The sequence below is a fragment of the Rhizobium sp. CB3060 genome, assembly GCF_025200735.1.
Lineage (GTDB): Bacteria > Pseudomonadota > Alphaproteobacteria > Rhizobiales > Rhizobiaceae > Rhizobium.
The window spans coordinates 3,034,242-3,049,688 of record NZ_CP104158.1 but is presented as its reverse complement, the minus strand read 5'-3'; the positions used below and the strand labels follow the sequence as shown (position 1 = coordinate 3,049,688).

Here is a 15,447-nt window from a genome sequence, read left to right as displayed (position 1 = left end):
AGGTGTTAGCTGCACCGCAGCATTTTTCCTGGATTTTTAGTATGAAACTGCCCCCGCGCGACACTTATGAAGTCCTTTATCGCGATTTTCTCTGGGAGATTCCGGCGAAATTCAACATCGGACGCGCGGTCTGCGACGATTGGGCCGAGCGGGAGCCGGACCGGGTCTGCCTTGAGCATTTCAGCCCGGACGGAAATCATCTGGCGATGACCTATGGTGCGCTGCGGGATCGTTCCGCCGCTTTTGCCAATGCGTTGACGGCGCTCGGCGTGCGGCCGGGCGATCGGGTGGCGCTGCTTTTGCCGCAGAGTTTCGAGACCGTCATCGCGCATGTCGCTATCTACAAGATGGGAGCGATTGCCCTGCCGCTGGCGCTGCTGTTCGGCGCTGAGGCATTGGAATACCGGCTGGCGATTTCGGGCACCTCGGCGATCGTTACCAATCAGTTCGGTCTTTCACGGCTGCGGCCGATCCGGGATCGCCTGCCGGATCTCGCGCATGTGATCAGCATCGATGGCGGCGAGGAGGGTGTCGCCGGTTTTGCCGAGCTGGTCGCCGCCCATCCGCCGCTTTTCGAAGTGGCCGATACCGGGCCGGACGATCCGGCGCTGATGATTTTCACCTCGGGTACCACCGGGCCGCCGAAGGGGGCGCTGCACGGCCATCGCGTTTTGCCGGGGCATATTCCCGGCATGCAGTTCGCCCATGAAGGTTTTCCACAGGCGGGCGACAAGCTCTGGACGCCGTCGGATTGGGCCTGGGCGGGCGGGCTGCTGAACGCGCTGCTGCCGAGCCTGATGCTCGGCGTGCCCGTCGTCTCCTCGCCTGCGCAGAAGTTCGACGCGCATATGGCTTTCCGCATCATGGCCGAGATGGGCGTGCGCAATGCCTTCATTCCGCCGACGGCACTGCGGCTGCTGAAATCGGTCAGCAATCCCCGGGCGCTTTATGATCTCAAGCTGCGCACCATCGGCTCGGCCGGCGAGGCGCTCGGGCGGGAGACCTATGAATGGGCGCGGTCCGCCCTCGGGGTCACCGTCAACGAATTCTTCGGCCAGACCGAGTGCAATTTCGTTCTGTCCTCCAGCGCTGCCTTCGGCGTGAGCCGTGGCGGGTCGACCGGTAAGCCGGTGCCCGGCCATCGCGTAGCGATCGTCGATGCGGATGGCAGGGAGATGCCGGTCGGCGAGAGCGGGCAGATCGCCATTCGACGGCCCGATCCGGTGATGTTTCTCGGCTATTGGCAGGACGAAAAGGCGACGGAGGCGAAATTCGCCGGCGACTGGCTGCTGACCGGCGATCTCGGCCGGCAGAATGCGGATGGCTATATTTCCTTTATCGGCCGCGATGACGATGTCATCACCTCCTCGGGCTATCGCATCGGCCCGAGCGAAATCGAGGACTGTCTCGGCGGTCATCTGGCCGTGCAACTCGCCGCCGCCGTCGGCAAGCCGGATGCGGTGCGCACGGAGATCGTCAAGGCCTATGTGGTTCTTGTGCCCGGCTTCGAGCCGAGCGAGGCGCTGGCGGCTGAAATCCGCGATTGGGTGAAAACGCGGCTTTCCATGCATGAATATCCACGCGAGATCGAGTTTGTCGACGCCCTGCCGCTGACGACATCGGGCAAGGTCATCCGCAGATTGCTGCGCGACCGCGCGGTGGCCGAGACTCTGGACTCGAAAGAATAGAGCGCCGCGCTACGGAGACTATAAGGGCTCTAGCGCTTCGTCAGCGACAATATCTTCTCGCGCAGCAGTTTCGCCATGTTGCGGGTGCTGCGGTACATATGCAGTTGCGCTGCCACCTGCCGGACGTCGCGGTCGCCGTTCTGCGTCAGGCCGATGATCAGCGTGCCCATGTCTTCGCGCTCCTGCCAGAAGCGGCTCATGATCGGATGATCCGGCACGGCGCAGGAATCGGAGCGGACAATATTGGCGTCGTCGAGATGCCATTCGGTCAGCTCGCCCATCAGCAATTTGCCAGGCGAATAGCGGGCGTAATCCTCGTTATAGGCGGTCTTCCAGGTATAGGCCTCGCCGCCCATTATCAGCACGATCATCGAGGCGATTGCCCGGCCGTTGAGGTCGATGGTGTGTATGCGCACGGCGTCAACGGCAGCGAGATTGGAGATGGCTTCGCGGGCGAAGGCAGCATGGTGACGGTCCGTGACCAAGGCGCTGCGCTTCTTGCCCTTCCAGCCGCTCGCTTCCAAGGCCAGAAATTCTTCCATGCGCACATGAATGTCGCGAGGCTGGCGGGCAACGCTATAGACGACATCGCCCTGATTTTCCAAAAGGCGCCATTGGCGGCGCATTTCGCGCAGATGCGAGTTCGAGATCGTTCGCTTCAGATAGGCGAGCGCATCCTCGCTGCTGTCAAGCATTGGCCGCTGATAGGGATTGGCGACGGTGAGGGGCAGGTTGCGGCCGATGGCGACTGCCTTTGCCATCTGGGCGAAACGGCCGTTCAATCGGATATCCGGCAGCACCAGCGTGGTCGGCAGGTGCAGTTCGCGCCGGGTCAGCGCCTCGAAGAGATTGTCGAGCGTCTCGCCGGCCTCTTCGGCGTCCACCAGCGGCGTGCCGAGCGGACCGAAGGAATTCGACCAGACGCGGATGATCGAAGGACCGATCGCAAAACCCGGCTTGTCGACGGTAAAGGGCATCAAGAGGCGCATGCGGCTGCGGGAGCCGTTGTCGTCACGCATCAGGGCGAGGCGGATCTGCCGGTCCTCCAGGCGCGGCATGGCAGGCGCCAGGAAGCGACCGGAGAAGAAGACATTCGGCTCCATAGCGCGATTGGAGAGAAAGTCCAGTTCGTCCTGCAGCTCGTAGCCGAGCTTGCCTGGATAAAGGCTGAGATCGCGGCCAGGCCGGCCGACCTCGACGCGCGCCTCGGCCTTGGGTGGATCGAAATGCAGCGCTGCGAGCGTGTGCGTCAGAGCGTTCACTTGGCTGTCGGTGCTTTCGGTAAAAGGAGGGCGCGCCATGGTCAGAGTGCCCCCCTCGTTGCTGTCGTCGTCGGCCGACGGACAAGGGCGAAGAGCACGATGCCGAACGCGCGGCGGACGGCGATATGCAGCAACGCGGCCTCGATCGTCATGGCGCTTGCCGCAGCAATGGCCGCGCCTTCGATGCCGAAATACGGAATGAGCGCGACGTTGAGGCCGATATTGGCGATCAGCGCAGCGGCATAGAGATAGACGCAGAGCATTTGCCGATCCGCCATCAGCAGCAGCACCTCGGCCGGGCCGACGAGCGCCTTGGCGAGAACGCCGGCAAGCAGGATAGCGATGACCACCTGGCCTTCGGTAAAGGACGCGCCAAAGAGCGAGAGCAAAAATTGCCCGGCCGCGAATACGCCAAGACCGACGGCAAGGGCCGGGAAGAAGGTCCAGCGCGCGGCCTCCGTGGCGAAGGCTGCGAGTTTTGCCGGGTCGTTTTCGGCAATGATGGCGGCAAAACGCGGGCCGATGGCGGCTTTGACGGCGAAATAGACGAAATGCACCAGCGCCATGATCTTGGCAGCGGCGAAATAGACGGCGACCTCGGCGGGGTCGAGGAAAATGCCGACTACGACGACATCGGAATTGGTCAGGAGATAGCCGACACCCTCAACCAGAAAGACCGGAAAAGCGACGGCAAGCCAGGTGTGGAATTCGACCTTTTTCGGACCGTCGGGATAGTGGCGGCGCAGCCGGAAGGTGACGGCGAGATATTGGCAGCAGACGGTGACGAAAGCGGCGGCAAGGGCAGCCGCCATCGCCGTCACTGCACTATGGGCCGCGCCGGAAAGGATGGGGGCCAACATGAACAGCAGGATCAGCGTCGGGCGGATGAGGAAGGTCGGGCTCAGCGCCATGACCGGCCAGTGGTTGGCGCGCGCCGTTCCGTCCAGCACATCGCCAAGCGCGATCATCGGCACGGCGATCAGTCCGAGAAAGATCGGCATGACGTAATAGTTTTCGACCAAGCCGCTGAAGGCATAGAGCGCCGCCATGCCGATCAGCGCCAAGCCGCCGGCAACCCCCAAGACGAAACGGCGCGCCGTGGCGGTCACACCGCGAATGGCATCGTGATCGCCGCTCGCATCATATTGCGGCAGGAAGCGGATGATGGCGGTCGGGAAACCGAGGCAGGCGAGATTGCCAAACAGGATCATCAGCACCCAGACGAAGACGAAGACGCCATATTCGAAGCGGCCCATCATCCGGGCCAGAGCAATCTGTGAAACGAAGGCAAGGCCGGCGCCGGCGATGCGGATGGCGAAAGCGACCAGCGCCATGCGCTGCGAGACGGCCTTTTCGTCCTTACCGGTGAAGAGGGAGGCGAGTTTGCGCAGATATGGCGACAGCACGGTCCGCAGCCCGGACGGCAGCATTTTTTCTGCTGTTTGAAACACCGCCATGATCGATACGCAATACTTAAAACATCAACTAACCTAGCGATAGTTTTCGCAGAGGGGGGTTAAAAATCGGTTCCCCGCGTAAACGAAAAATGGCCAGTGGCAGGGACGGCTGATCAACAAAAATGCCGCCCGAAGGCGGCATCTTGTGGATCGATAGGAAGGAATGCGAAGCCTTGGAGCCGCGTCATCGTGCGACTGTCTGAGGCGCGCCCTTATCCGATACGAGTTGGCCGCCCTTGGCCCAGTGTTCGCGAGAAATCTCGCTGATCAACACGTCCACGCTATCCGTCGGGCAGGCAAGCGTCTCAGCGGTAACCTGAGTGACCTTGCGGACGAAATCGCGCTTTTGTTCGAGGGTTCGACCTGGATGCATTTCGAGGTGAATTGTTGGCATTGGAAAGCTCCTGTTTCGCTGCCCTCTCGAATTGAGATGGCTGAGGCAAAGGAACTATGGCCGCTAGCTTCGCCCGGATAAACATGCTCTACGTTCATTCATTTAGAACCGGCAGGTTTATAATATGGACAAATTATCCGCCATGACGATGTTTGTGCGGGTGGTCGAACACGGCAGCTTTAGCGCCGCCGCCGACGCTGCCGGAGTGACCCCCACCATGGCGGGCAAGCAGGTGCGGGCCATAGAGGAGCGCCTGGGAGCCCGCCTACTGCATCGAACCACCCGCCGCCAGCAGCTAACCGAAATCGGCCGTCTCTATTACGAACGCTGCAAGCAGGTGTTGGCCGATGTGCAACTGGCTGACGCAAGCGCGAGCGAGCTGCAGGCCGAGCCTCGTGGCCTCCTGCGCATCGTCTCTCCCGTCACATTCGGAAGTCATCGCCTGATGCCGGCACTTTCCGATTATCTCGCCATGTATCCGGCAGTGAGCGTGGACGTCGTGCTGGACAATGGGGTGCCGGACCTGTCGCGAGAAGGGTGCGAACTCGGAATTCGGATCGGCGAGGTCGCCGAGGCTGATCTGGTGGCGCGCCCTCTGCAGCCCTATCGAAGAATAATGGCTGCATCTGCCGCCTATCTGGAGCGGCGGGGGAGGCCGATGCACCCCAGGGATCTATCCTCGCATGACTGCCTCGGCCTCTCCTATTGGCGCCGGCGCGACCAATGGTATTTGTTCGGTCCGGATGGCGAATGGCGGCCGGATGTGAGAGGACGATTATCCGCCGACAATGGCGATGCGCTGCGAGTCGCGGCCTTGAATGGCGCGGGTATCGTCCTGCAGCCGGAAGTCATGCTCGCCGATGATCTTGCTAGAGGTCGCCTTGTGCAGGTTCTGCCCGAATGGACGCCCATCGCTTCGCCGATGTACATGCTCTATGCGCTGGACCGTCGGCCCACCGCGAAACTGCGCAGCATGATCGATTTCCTGCTGAAACGCTTTGGCGCATCTGCAAAATAGCGATCTCTGCGCATCAGGCAAAAATCGCGCATAAAAAATGCCGCCCGAAGGCGGCATTTTGATCATTGCCGAGAGATTGCGAAATCTCAAACCACTTCGCTGCTCTCGAACGCCCCGTGGCAATGCTTGTATTTCTTGCCGGAACCGCAGGGGCAGGTTTCGTTGCGGCCGACGCGGCCCCAGGTTGCCGGATTTTGCGGATCGCGGTTTTCCGGGGCGACGACGTTTTCGTTGACGAGGCTGAGCGGCGCGAATTCGTCTTCGCCGGTCGTGGCATCGATATGGCGCGCCTGCATAGGCAGCGTCTGCGGCTCGGCCGGCTGCTGCACCAGTTCGACGCGCGACAACTGACCGGTGACGGCCTGGCGCAGGTTGTTCAGAAGCGACTGGAAGAGTTCGAAGGCCTCGGCCTTGTATTCCTGCAGCGGATCGCGCTGGGCATAACCGCGGAAGCCAATGACGGAGCGCAGATGGTCGAGGTTGACGATGTGCTCGCGCCAGAGATTGTCCAGCGTCTGCAGCACAATGGAGCGCTCGACATAGGTCATGATTTCCGGACCGAAGCGCTCGGCCTTTTCCGCAGCGGCCTTGTCGGCGGCTTCCGTCAGACGGGCGCGGATATCGTCTTCGCCGATACCTTCTTCCTTGACCCAGTCATGCACCGGCATGTCCATGTCGAAGAAGTTGGCGACGCCGGCCTTCAGGCCGTCGGCATCCCACTGCTCGGCATAGGCGCGCTCGGGGATGTGCTTGGAAACCAGATCTTCGATGACCTCGTGGCGCATATCGCCGACGGTTTCGGAAAGATCCGTTGCATCCATGAGCTCGACACGCTGTTCGAAGATGACCTTGCGCTGATCGTTCAGCACGTCGTCGTACTTCAGAACGTTCTTGCGGATATCGAAGTTGCGGGCTTCGACCTTCTTCTGGGCGCGTTCGAGGGCCTTGTTGATCCAGGGATGGACGATCGCTTCGCCTTCCTTGAGGCCGAGCTTCTGCAGCATGCCGTCCATGCGGTCGGAGCCGAAGATACGCATCAGGTCGTCCTGAAGCGACAGGTAGAATTTCGAACGGCCGGGGTCGCCCTGACGGCCGGAACGACCGCGCAACTGATTGTCGATGCGGCGGCTTTCATGGCGTTCGGTGGCGATGACGTAGAGACCGCCGGCGGTCAAAGCCTGCTGCTTGAGCTCCTTGATCTCTTCGGCGATCTTGGCGACAGCCGCATCGCGCTCCGGACCGGGCTCCATCTCGTCCAAATCGCGTTCGACGCGCATTTCGAGGTTGCCGCCGAGCTGAATGTCGGTACCGCGGCCAGCCATGTTGGTAGCGATCGTCACGGCGCCGGGAACGCCGGCCTGCGCGACGATATAAGCTTCCTGCTCATGGTAGCGGGCGTTCAGAACCTGGAAGTTGCTGAAGCCCTGCTTGCGCATGCGGTCGGCAAGAAGCTCGGACTTTTCGATCGAGGTGGTACCGACGAGCACCGGCTGGCCGCGCTTGTGGGCGTCCAAAATCTCGGTGATGATCGCCTTATACTTCTCGTCGTGCGTACGATAGACCTCGTCGTCCTCGTCGAGACGCTGGATCGGCAGGTTGGTCGGCACTTCGACTACGTCGAGGCCATAGATGTTGCCGAATTCTTCCGCTTCCGTCGATGCCGTGCCGGTCATGCCGGCGAGCTTGCCGTACATGCGGAAATAATTCTGGAAGGTGATCTGCGCCAAGGTCTGGTTTTCCGGCTGGATCTGTACCCGTTCCTTGGCTTCCAATGCCTGGTGCTGGCCGTCCGAATAGCGGCGGCCCGGCATCATGCGGCCGGTGAATTCGTCGATGATGACGACTTCGCCGTTGCGGACGATATAGTCCTTGTCGCGCTGGAAGAGCTTGTGGGCCTTGAGCGCGTTGTTGACGTGGTGGACGATCGCGACGTTTTCGACGTCGTAGAGCGATTCAGCCTTCAGCAAGCCGGCGTCACGCAGCATGTTTTCCAGCTTTTCGGTGCCGTCTTCGGAGAAGTTGGCCGAGCGCTGCTTTTCGTCGATCTCGTAATCGTCCTTCGACAGGCGCGGAATGAAGGCGTCGATCGTCGTATAGAGATCGGAGCGGTCGTCGAGCGGGCCGGAAATGATGAGCGGCGTGCGCGCCTCATCGACGAGGATCGAGTCCACTTCGTCGACGATCGCGAAATTATGACCGCGCTGCACCATCTGGCCACGATCGTATTTCATATTGTCGCGCAGATAGTCGAAGCCGAGTTCGTTGTTGGTGCCGTAGGTAATGTCGCAGGCATAAGCGTCACGGCGCTCCTCATCCGACAGGCCGTGAATGATGACGCCAGTGGTCAGGCCGAGAAAGCCATAGATGCGGCCCATATTGCCGCTGTCGCGCTGTGCCAGGTAGTCGTTGACGGTGACGACATGAACGCCCTTGCCGGCAAGCGCATTCAAGTAGACAGGCAGGGTCGCGACCAGCGTCTTGCCTTCGCCCGTCTTCATCTCGGCGATCGCATTCGAATGCAGGATCATGCCGCCGATGAGCTGTACGTCAAAAGGTCGCATACCGAGAACGCGCCGCGAAGCCTCGCGCACGACGGCAAATGCGGGTACGAGAAGGTCGTCCAGCGTCTTGCCGTCGGCAAGCTGCTGGCGGAACTCTACCGTCTTGGCGGCCAAAGCTTCGTCAGACAAGGCGCGCATCTTTTCTTCGAGCGCGTTGATCGCAACGACATTCGGCTGGAATGACTTAACGCGGCGGTCGTTGGACGAGCCAAACAACTTGCGGGCAATTCCACCTATGCTGACCATATGACTGGTCCTTTCTGAGATTTCATCCTGTCGTTTTCTGCTTCATCCGTCCCTGAAAAAATCGGGAGTATAGCACAAAACGCCCGGAAACTGTTCTGGACGCGAGGTTGCGTGACAGATAAGAGGGGGGTCGATTGATGTCAACGGGAATTGGCCGATACAGAAAGGCCACATTCTCCTGCTGAAGGCTTTTCCTACCGGATTCATTACTGTGAGCCGGTCAAGACCACCGAAAGGTTATTTTATGCTGAGTTACAACAAACTTGCTGCGGTTGCCTTTGCAACAATCGTTACCTTCCAGGCGCCGGTCTTTGCGGCGGATGCCAAGGACCCAGTTGTCGCCAAGGTCGGCGATGTTGAAATCCATCAATCCGAGCTTGATCTGGCGATCGCCAATCTCGACCCGCAGCTTGGCCAGCTTCCCGACGAGCAGAAGAAGGTCGCGGCACTTTCGGCTTCGATCGATGTCAAGCTGCTCGCCAAGGACGCGGCTGCCGAAAAACTCGACCAGACGCCGGACTTCCAGTCGCACATGGCCTATCTGCGCGATCGCGAGCTGCACAACGCCTATTTTAAGGCCCATGTCGCCGACGCGATCAAGGACGATGAGGTCAAGGCTCGCTACGACAAGGAAGTCGCCGCCCTGCCGAAGCAGGAAGAGGTCCACGCACGCCACATCCTGGTGAAGACCGAAGATGAAGCCAAGGCAATCATCAAGGAACTCGACGCCGGCAAGGATTTTGCCGAACTTGCCAAGGAAAAGTCGACCGACCCGAACAAGGCCGACGGCGGCGATCTCGGCTATTTCGCCCGTGGCCGCATGGTCAAGGAATTCGAAGACGCAGCCTTCGCGCTGCCGGTCGGCACCTACACCAAGACCCCGGTGAAGTCCGATTTCGGCTGGCACGTCATCAAGGTCGAAGACAAGCGCGTCGCTCCGCCGCCGCCGTTCGACCAAGTGAAGGATCAGGTTCGTCAGCTCGTCATGCGCGACAAGTATCTTGAGCTCCTGAACAAGGCCAAGCAGGAATCGAAGGTCGTCATCAATGACCCGGCGCTGAGCAAGGCCTATGATGATGCGCAGAAGCAGCAGGACCAGGCGCCGGCAGACGACGCAGTCGCCCCTGACGCTCAGCCGCAGCAGTAAGTCGCAGCAGTCAAATCATCAAGGCCCGGTTTTTCCGGGCCTTTCACTGGAGCCGGATGATTTTAGGTCGTATCGACCCAAAATCTGAATCCGCTCCAGAATCAAACATGATGTCATCCGAAAACCGCCTACTTTTCGGCATCATGCTCGTTCAGGTGGTCTCATGTCCGGTTCCGTCTCTCCGCTCGCTCCCAAATCCTTCGTGTCCATGCCGGCCTTGCGTGGCGTGCGCATGACCACGGCATCCGCCGGTATCAAATACAAGAACCGGACAGACGTCCTTCTCATGGTTTTCGACAAGCCGGCTGCCGTCGCGGGTGTCTTCACCCGCTCTAAGTGCCCTTCGGCCCCCGTCGATTTCTGCCGCTCGAACCTGCCGCACGGCAGCGCCCGCGCCGTCGTCGTCAATTCCGGCAATGCCAATGCTTTCACCGGCCTCAAGGGTCGTCAGGCGACCGAACTCACCGCCAAGTCGGCGGCCGCTGCCGTCGGTTGCGGCGAAAACGAAGTTTACCTTGCCTCGACGGGCGTGATCGGCGAGCCGTTGGACGCGACCAAATTTGCCGGCGTGCTCGACACCATGGCGAAGGATGCGACCAGCGATTTCTGGTTCGAGGCCGCAAAAGCGATCATGACGACGGATACCTATCCGAAGGTCGCAACCCGCAGTGCCGAGATCGGCGGCGTCAAGGTCACCATCAACGGTATCGCCAAGGGTGCCGGCATGATCGCGCCCGACATGGCGACGATGCTCTCCTTCGTCGTCACCGACGCCGATATTTCCTCCGCCGCGCTGCAGACGCTGCTTTCCGAAGGTGTTGATCCGAGCTTCAATTCGATGACGGTGGACAGCGACACCTCGACATCGGACACGCTGATGCTGTTCGCCACCGGTGCTGCCGCCGCTGACGGCCAAGCACGGATCGAGCGCGCCGACGATCCCAAGCTTGCCGCTTTCCGCACGGCACTGAACGAGCTTTTGAAGGATCTCGCCATCCAGGTCGTTCGCGACGGTGAAGGCGCCACCAAGATGCTCGAGATCACCGTGACCGGCGCCGAGAATGACGCCGCCGCCAAGCGCATTGCGCTCTCGATTGCCAATTCGCCGCTGGTCAAGACCGCGGCTGCCGGCGAGGACGCCAATTGGGGCCGTGTCGTCATGGCCGTCGGCAAGGCCGGCGAATTGGCCGACCGCGACAGGCTCGCCATCTGGTTTGGCGATGTCCGTGTTGCCGTCAATGGCGAACGCGATGCCTCCTATTCCGAGGAAGCAGCCTCCAACGTGATGAAGCAGCAGGATATTCCTGTGAAAGTCGACCTTGGGCTTGGCAATGGCCGGGCGACGGTCTGGACCTGCGACCTCACCAAGGAATATGTTGCCATCAATGGCGACTACCGGAGCTGATATCCTTCCCATGCATGCGCAGTCCACGATGAACAAGCTGCCTTTGGTGCGCAGGCTCGAAGCCGTTGGCTTCCGGGCATGGCCTGCCTCGTCCGTGCAGTATGATGGCAGTTGGCAGGTGCGGTTGACGGCGGGCCATCCGTCGAAGCGGCTGAACTGCGTCGTGCCGCTCGATCCCTCCGACTGCCGCGATCTGGACATCCGGCTGACGAAGGCGCAGCGCAAGTTCGAAGCCTATGGCCGGCCGATGGTGGTGCGCGAGACGCCGCTCGCCTCGCCGATGCTGATCGAGCTGTTGCTGCGCCAGGGCTGGACGCGGTTCGAAGAAACCATTGTCATGACCGCCGATCTCATCGATCTCGAACTGCCGGATACGCTGGATCATCTGCCGAGCCATGATGTCGGCCGCTATGTCGACGCGAGCCTTTTGGTGGATAAAGCCGATCTCGCTCTCAAGCCTGCCTTGGCCGAGGTGGTCAGCGGGATCAAGCCGCCGTCGGGCCTTTTCGTCATCGAGAATGACGAGGCCGGACCGGTGGCGACGACGCTTTGCGTGCAGGATAACGACCTCGCCGGCATCATGTCGGTGTCGGTGGCGGCCGAGCACCGGCGCAAGGGATTGGCGATCGAGATCCTGACGTCGGCGCTTCGTTGGGCGCGCATGCGCAGCGCCCGGACTGCCTGGCTTCAGGTCGGCGCCTCCAACGAACCGGCGCTGGCGCTTTATGCCCGATTTGGTTTCCGCGAGGCCTATCGCTACTGCTACTGGCGCTCTCCGGGGGAAGCATGAGCGAGGCGGGCCGCAAGATCATTCTCGTCGCTGCCTGCGCGCTGATCGACACCGACGGCCGCATTCTTCTGGCGCAGCGGCCGGAGGGAAAATCGCTCGCAGGCCTTTGGGAGTTCCCCGGCGGCAAGGTCGAGGCAGGCGAGACGCCCGAAGAGACGCTCGTGCGTGAACTCGAGGAAGAGCTCGGCATCCAGACGAAGATCGCCTGCCTGGCGCCGCTGACCTTTGCCAGCCATACCTACGAAACCTTCCATCTGCTGATGCCTCTTTATATCTGCCGGCGCTATGAGGGCATTGCGAATGGCCGCGAGGGCCAGGCGATCAAATGGGTGCGGCCACAGGCGCTGCGCGACTACCCGATGCCGCCGGCCGACGAGCCATTGATCCCGTTCCTGCAGGATCTTCTCTAAAGCCTTCCTGAGCGATGGCGCGCTCTGGCGCCTCTGCCTATAAACCTGTCTCAGTGTATTCCGGCGACTGCAAATCGCGTGTGAAGAGCTTTGTGAGCTAGGGTAGCGAAAGCCCTCGCATGGGCACGCTAAAGGCGGGTATGGGGGAAGCCGTGGCGGATCTCATCCCATAACGGGATCGTTACCGCAGTTGCTGTTTGCAAAATCACAACCAACCAAACGTGGTTAATTGAAATTAATTTCGCGATATCAATTAGTTGGTTCCCGTCAAGCCTTGCCCTGCGACTCAACGCATATCTAATTTACATGTGGATATTAAGGGATCGTTTATGACCTTCTGGCATTGAATGATCTCAATCAAGCGGTTGGTGTGTGCGTTAAAGAAGGCTTGACATTATGGACGACGATTTCTGGAAAGCTGTTCAGGAAAAAGAACAGTCCTATTCCTCGTCGCGCAAGACGGGCGCGTTGAATATCGCCTTGCTGTTCGGAACGGCGGCGGTCGCGCTTTCGCTTATCCTGACGCCGATGCTTTCCGACAAATCCAAGTCTAGCGTGCTCGCCAGTGCGCCCGATTTCGACAATATTACTACCGGCTCCATCCCGCAGACGGAAAATGGCAAGCGTTACACGATCCGTCGCAGCGTGCTGCAGCAGGAGCCCGGTTCAGTCTGCATCGTTCAAGGCTATGGCGCCGACAGCGGTTGCTGACATTATACTGGTAAAGCCTATTGGGTGCATGAAGGCGCCGGATACGCTCGTTTTCAGATGTTGGGAGTTTGAAGCGTATGCGTTCCGTACGGCGTTTTTTTCGTGACAAGACCGGTGCCACGGTCATCGAATATGGCCTGATCGTCGCGCTGATGTCGGTGGCGATCATCAGCGGCGTCGGCGCTTTCGGCGGCAGCCTGTCGACGATGTTCAATTACATCTCCAACACGGTCACTAATTCGCCGGCTAATTGACGGGGTCGCCTGGGTAAGCGAACCGGCTCTCATCCGATCACTGTTTCAGTTTGTGCTCCTCGACCCTTAGCGCGTCGGCAAGCCGTGCCTTGGCTGAGCCGGGCTGCAGCGGTTTCTGCTGGCTTTCATGCGGCGTCCAGCCGGATGCGTAGATGATCGAGAAGGTCGCCCGTATTCTCCCGTCGGGATCGGAATAGCGTTCGGCATAAAGTTCGGCGGCGCGCAGGAAGAAGGCGCGCGTCAGCGGCTTGCGGCTGCGGTCGGCCAGCGGATTGGTCATGCCCATGGCACGCAAATCGCGCATCAGCGCAAAGAGATTGTCGTAGCGCACTGTATAGGTTTCGGCGTCGATCACAGGCAGGGTAAACCCTGCGCGCTGCAGCAGCCCACCGACATCGCGAACCTCGGCAAAGGGAATGACGCGTGGGCTGGCGCCGCCGGTCAGCTCGATCTCGGTCGCGAGCAGCACGTCGCGCAGTTCCCGCAATGTGCCGAAGCCTGGGATCGCGGCCAGAAACAGGCCGTCGGCCTTCAGCGCGCGGCGGATTTGGATGAAGACGCCCGGCGTATCGTTGGTGATATGCAGGCTGAGCGGCGATAGCACGAGGTTTACCGAGTCCGCCTCCAGCGGCACTTCCTCCAATGGTGCTTGGATCAGCTCTTCGCCATGGGCAGCAAAGCCCGTCTCGCTTTCGATGCGCCTGATATGGCCGATCTTGCCGGTCGCCAAGGCTTCACGCGCGGCAATCCCGGTTGCGCCGTGCAGTTCGACCGCCTCGTTGAAATGCCGTTCGATGACGGCAAGCCGTTCCGCCAGTTCGCGGGCGGCGATCTCCAGCAGGAAAGCCGCCTTCTGGTCCCCCTGGGCAAGCGCGCGACGCCTGCGGGCGGCGAGCAACGATTGGTCGAACACGATTTCCATGGCGATTTCCTGCGATCACTATTTCATTTGATGGAGCCTGGCGGCCACGCGTGTTTTCCTTCGCAAAGGCGTCAGGAAAAAGCTAGTGTCAACCATATGGGGATGATGGGACGCGAAATCACGGTATCGATGTTGCGGGCCGGCTTGATGAAGCCGTGGTCGGCGCTGGCCGATCTCGTCTATCCGCCGGCTTGCGCCGGCTGTGGCGTTTCGACGGGCGCACATCGTAGCCTTTGCCCCGCCTGCTGGTCCGGCATCCGCTTCATCGAGCGGCCCTATTGCGAAGTGCTGGGCAGTCCGTTTTCCCATGATCTCGGTACGGGAATCCTGAGCGCCGAGGCGATCGCAGATCCGCCGGTGTTCGATCGGTTGCGCTCGGCCGCCATTCACGACGGGGTGGTTCGCGATCTTGTGCTCGGATTGAAATATCGCGACCGCACCGATCTGGCGCCGATGATGGCCGGTTGGATGCTGCGCGCCAGCGACGGCACGGTCGCCGCCTGTGATGCCATCATTGCGGTGCCGCTGCATCGGGCACGGCTCTTCTCGCGCAAATATAATCAGGCGGCGGAACTTGCCCGCCACTTGGCGCGGCTTTCCGGCAAGCCGCTCCTTGCCGCGACGCTGTTGCGCATCAAGCGGACGACCCAGCAAGTCGGCCTCGGGGCGAGGGCGCGCCAGGACAATGTGCGTGGCGCTTTCGCCATCCCCGACGGCCGTGCCGGCGATGTCTTCGGTCGTCGCATCGTGCTGATCGATGACGTCTATACGACCGGCGCAACGGTTGCGGCGGCGACGAAAGTGCTGAAAAAAGCCGGTGCGGCTGACGTTACGGTTTTGACCTTTGCAAGGGCTGTCGGTGATCTTATATGACAGTAAACCTGTCTTTTTTCTGGAGTGAAGCATGGCATCCGTTGTCATCTATACGCGTGAATTCTGCGGCTATTGCGCCCGGGCAAAATCGCTGCTCGACTCCAAGGGCGTCGATTATGTCGAGCACAATGCCACCTATTCGCCCGAGCTGCGCCAGGAGATGATTTCGAAGGCCAAGGGTCGGTCGACCTTTCCGCAGATCTTCATCAATGGCGAGCATGTCGGCGGATGCGACGATATTCATGCGCTCGACCGGGCCGGCAAGCTCGATCCGCTGCTCGCTGCCTGAACCAAGTCAAACGGGAGAAA

General features: G+C 60.7%; 15 protein-coding genes. 10 read left to right on the top strand and 5 right to left on the bottom strand.

Annotated elements, in window-relative coordinates:
- Positions 1-41 precede the first annotated feature (41 nt).
- Positions 42-1,688 (top strand): AMP-binding protein, encoded by a 1,647-nt coding sequence (locus N2601_RS14685; protein WP_104824497.1) that lies wholly within the window; start codon positions 42-44, stop codon positions 1,686-1,688.
- Between the two features lie 29 nt (positions 1,689-1,717).
- On the opposite strand, the gene N2601_RS14680 is transcribed toward N2601_RS14685, so the two are convergent.
- The 3 genes from N2601_RS14680 to N2601_RS14670 all read right to left on the bottom strand — a co-directional run bounded on the left by N2601_RS14680 (position 1,718) and on the right by N2601_RS14670 (position 4,801).
- Complete coding sequence (locus N2601_RS14680) at positions 1,718-2,989, bottom strand: GNAT family N-acetyltransferase (RefSeq protein WP_104824496.1); 1,272 nt, start codon at positions 2,987-2,989, stop codon at positions 1,718-1,720.
- A gap of 2 nt (positions 2,990-2,991) precedes the next feature.
- On the bottom strand, positions 2,992-4,407 hold the full coding sequence (locus tag N2601_RS14675; RefSeq protein ID WP_260303172.1) for a lipopolysaccharide biosynthesis protein: 1,416 nt from the start codon (positions 4,405-4,407) through the stop codon (positions 2,992-2,994).
- 184 nt (positions 4,408-4,591) lie between these two features.
- The gene (locus N2601_RS14670) at positions 4,592-4,801 is read right to left on the bottom strand and encodes a 4-oxalocrotonate tautomerase (protein WP_104824494.1); all 210 of its coding nucleotides are present in this window, start codon (positions 4,799-4,801) and stop codon (positions 4,592-4,594) included.
- 124 nt (positions 4,802-4,925) lie between these two features.
- On the opposite strand from N2601_RS14670, the gene N2601_RS14665 reads away from it, so the two are divergent.
- Positions 4,926-5,819 carry a LysR family transcriptional regulator gene (locus N2601_RS14665; RefSeq protein WP_104824493.1) on the top strand — a complete coding sequence of 298 codons (894 nt, stop codon included), beginning with the start codon at positions 4,926-4,928 and terminating at the stop codon, positions 5,817-5,819.
- An 86-nt stretch (positions 5,820-5,905) separates the two neighbouring features.
- Here the strand turns inward: N2601_RS14665 and secA are convergent, their stop codons facing one another.
- A complete protein-coding gene (gene secA, locus N2601_RS14660; protein WP_104824492.1) occupies positions 5,906-8,626 on the bottom strand; it encodes a preprotein translocase subunit SecA in 2,721 nt (906 codons plus the stop codon).
- 244 nt (positions 8,627-8,870) lie between these two features.
- On the opposite strand from secA, the gene N2601_RS14655 reads away from it, so the two are divergent.
- The 6 genes from N2601_RS14655 (at position 8,871) to N2601_RS14630 (ending at position 13,343) form a co-directional block, all read left to right on the top strand.
- Complete coding sequence (locus N2601_RS14655; RefSeq protein WP_104824491.1) at positions 8,871-9,773, top strand: peptidylprolyl isomerase; 903 nt, start codon at positions 8,871-8,873, stop codon at positions 9,771-9,773.
- Between the two features lie 163 nt (positions 9,774-9,936).
- The gene (argJ, locus tag N2601_RS14650; RefSeq protein ID WP_104824490.1) at positions 9,937-11,178 is read left to right on the top strand and encodes a bifunctional glutamate N-acetyltransferase/amino-acid acetyltransferase ArgJ; all 1,242 of its coding nucleotides are present in this window, start codon (positions 9,937-9,939) and stop codon (positions 11,176-11,178) included.
- On the top strand, positions 11,159-11,968 hold the full coding sequence (locus N2601_RS14645) for a GNAT family N-acetyltransferase (protein WP_104824489.1): 810 nt from the start codon (positions 11,159-11,161) through the stop codon (positions 11,966-11,968). Before argJ ends, N2601_RS14645 begins: the two co-directional genes overlap by 20 nt.
- Positions 11,965-12,378, top strand: a complete 414-nt coding sequence (gene mutT, locus N2601_RS14640; protein ID WP_260303171.1) for an 8-oxo-dGTP diphosphatase MutT — start codon at positions 11,965-11,967, stop codon at positions 12,376-12,378. The genes N2601_RS14645 and mutT overlap by 4 nt, the downstream gene beginning before the upstream one ends.
- 396 nt (positions 12,379-12,774) lie before the next feature.
- Positions 12,775-13,089 (top strand): hypothetical protein, encoded by a 315-nt coding sequence (locus N2601_RS14635; protein ID WP_028754944.1) that lies wholly within the window; start codon positions 12,775-12,777, stop codon positions 13,087-13,089.
- Between the two features lie 77 nt (positions 13,090-13,166).
- The gene (locus tag N2601_RS14630) at positions 13,167-13,343 is read left to right on the top strand and encodes a Flp family type IVb pilin (protein ID WP_104824487.1); all 177 of its coding nucleotides are present in this window, start codon (positions 13,167-13,169) and stop codon (positions 13,341-13,343) included.
- 37 nt (positions 13,344-13,380) lie between these two features.
- Here N2601_RS14630 and N2601_RS14625 read toward each other — a convergent pair whose 3' ends face one another.
- A complete protein-coding gene (locus N2601_RS14625) occupies positions 13,381-14,265 on the bottom strand; it encodes a class I SAM-dependent methyltransferase (RefSeq protein ID WP_104824486.1) in 885 nt (294 codons plus the stop codon).
- Positions 14,266-14,361: 96 nt separating this feature from the next.
- On the opposite strand from N2601_RS14625, the gene N2601_RS14620 reads away from it, so the two are divergent.
- Both N2601_RS14620 and grxC read left to right on the top strand, forming a co-directional pair.
- The gene (locus N2601_RS14620; RefSeq protein ID WP_104824485.1) at positions 14,362-15,138 is read left to right on the top strand and encodes a ComF family protein; all 777 of its coding nucleotides are present in this window, start codon (positions 14,362-14,364) and stop codon (positions 15,136-15,138) included.
- A gap of 31 nt (positions 15,139-15,169) precedes the next feature.
- Complete coding sequence (grxC, locus tag N2601_RS14615; protein ID WP_104824484.1) at positions 15,170-15,427, top strand: glutaredoxin 3; 258 nt, start codon at positions 15,170-15,172, stop codon at positions 15,425-15,427.
- Positions 15,428-15,447: the final 20 nt, after the last annotated feature.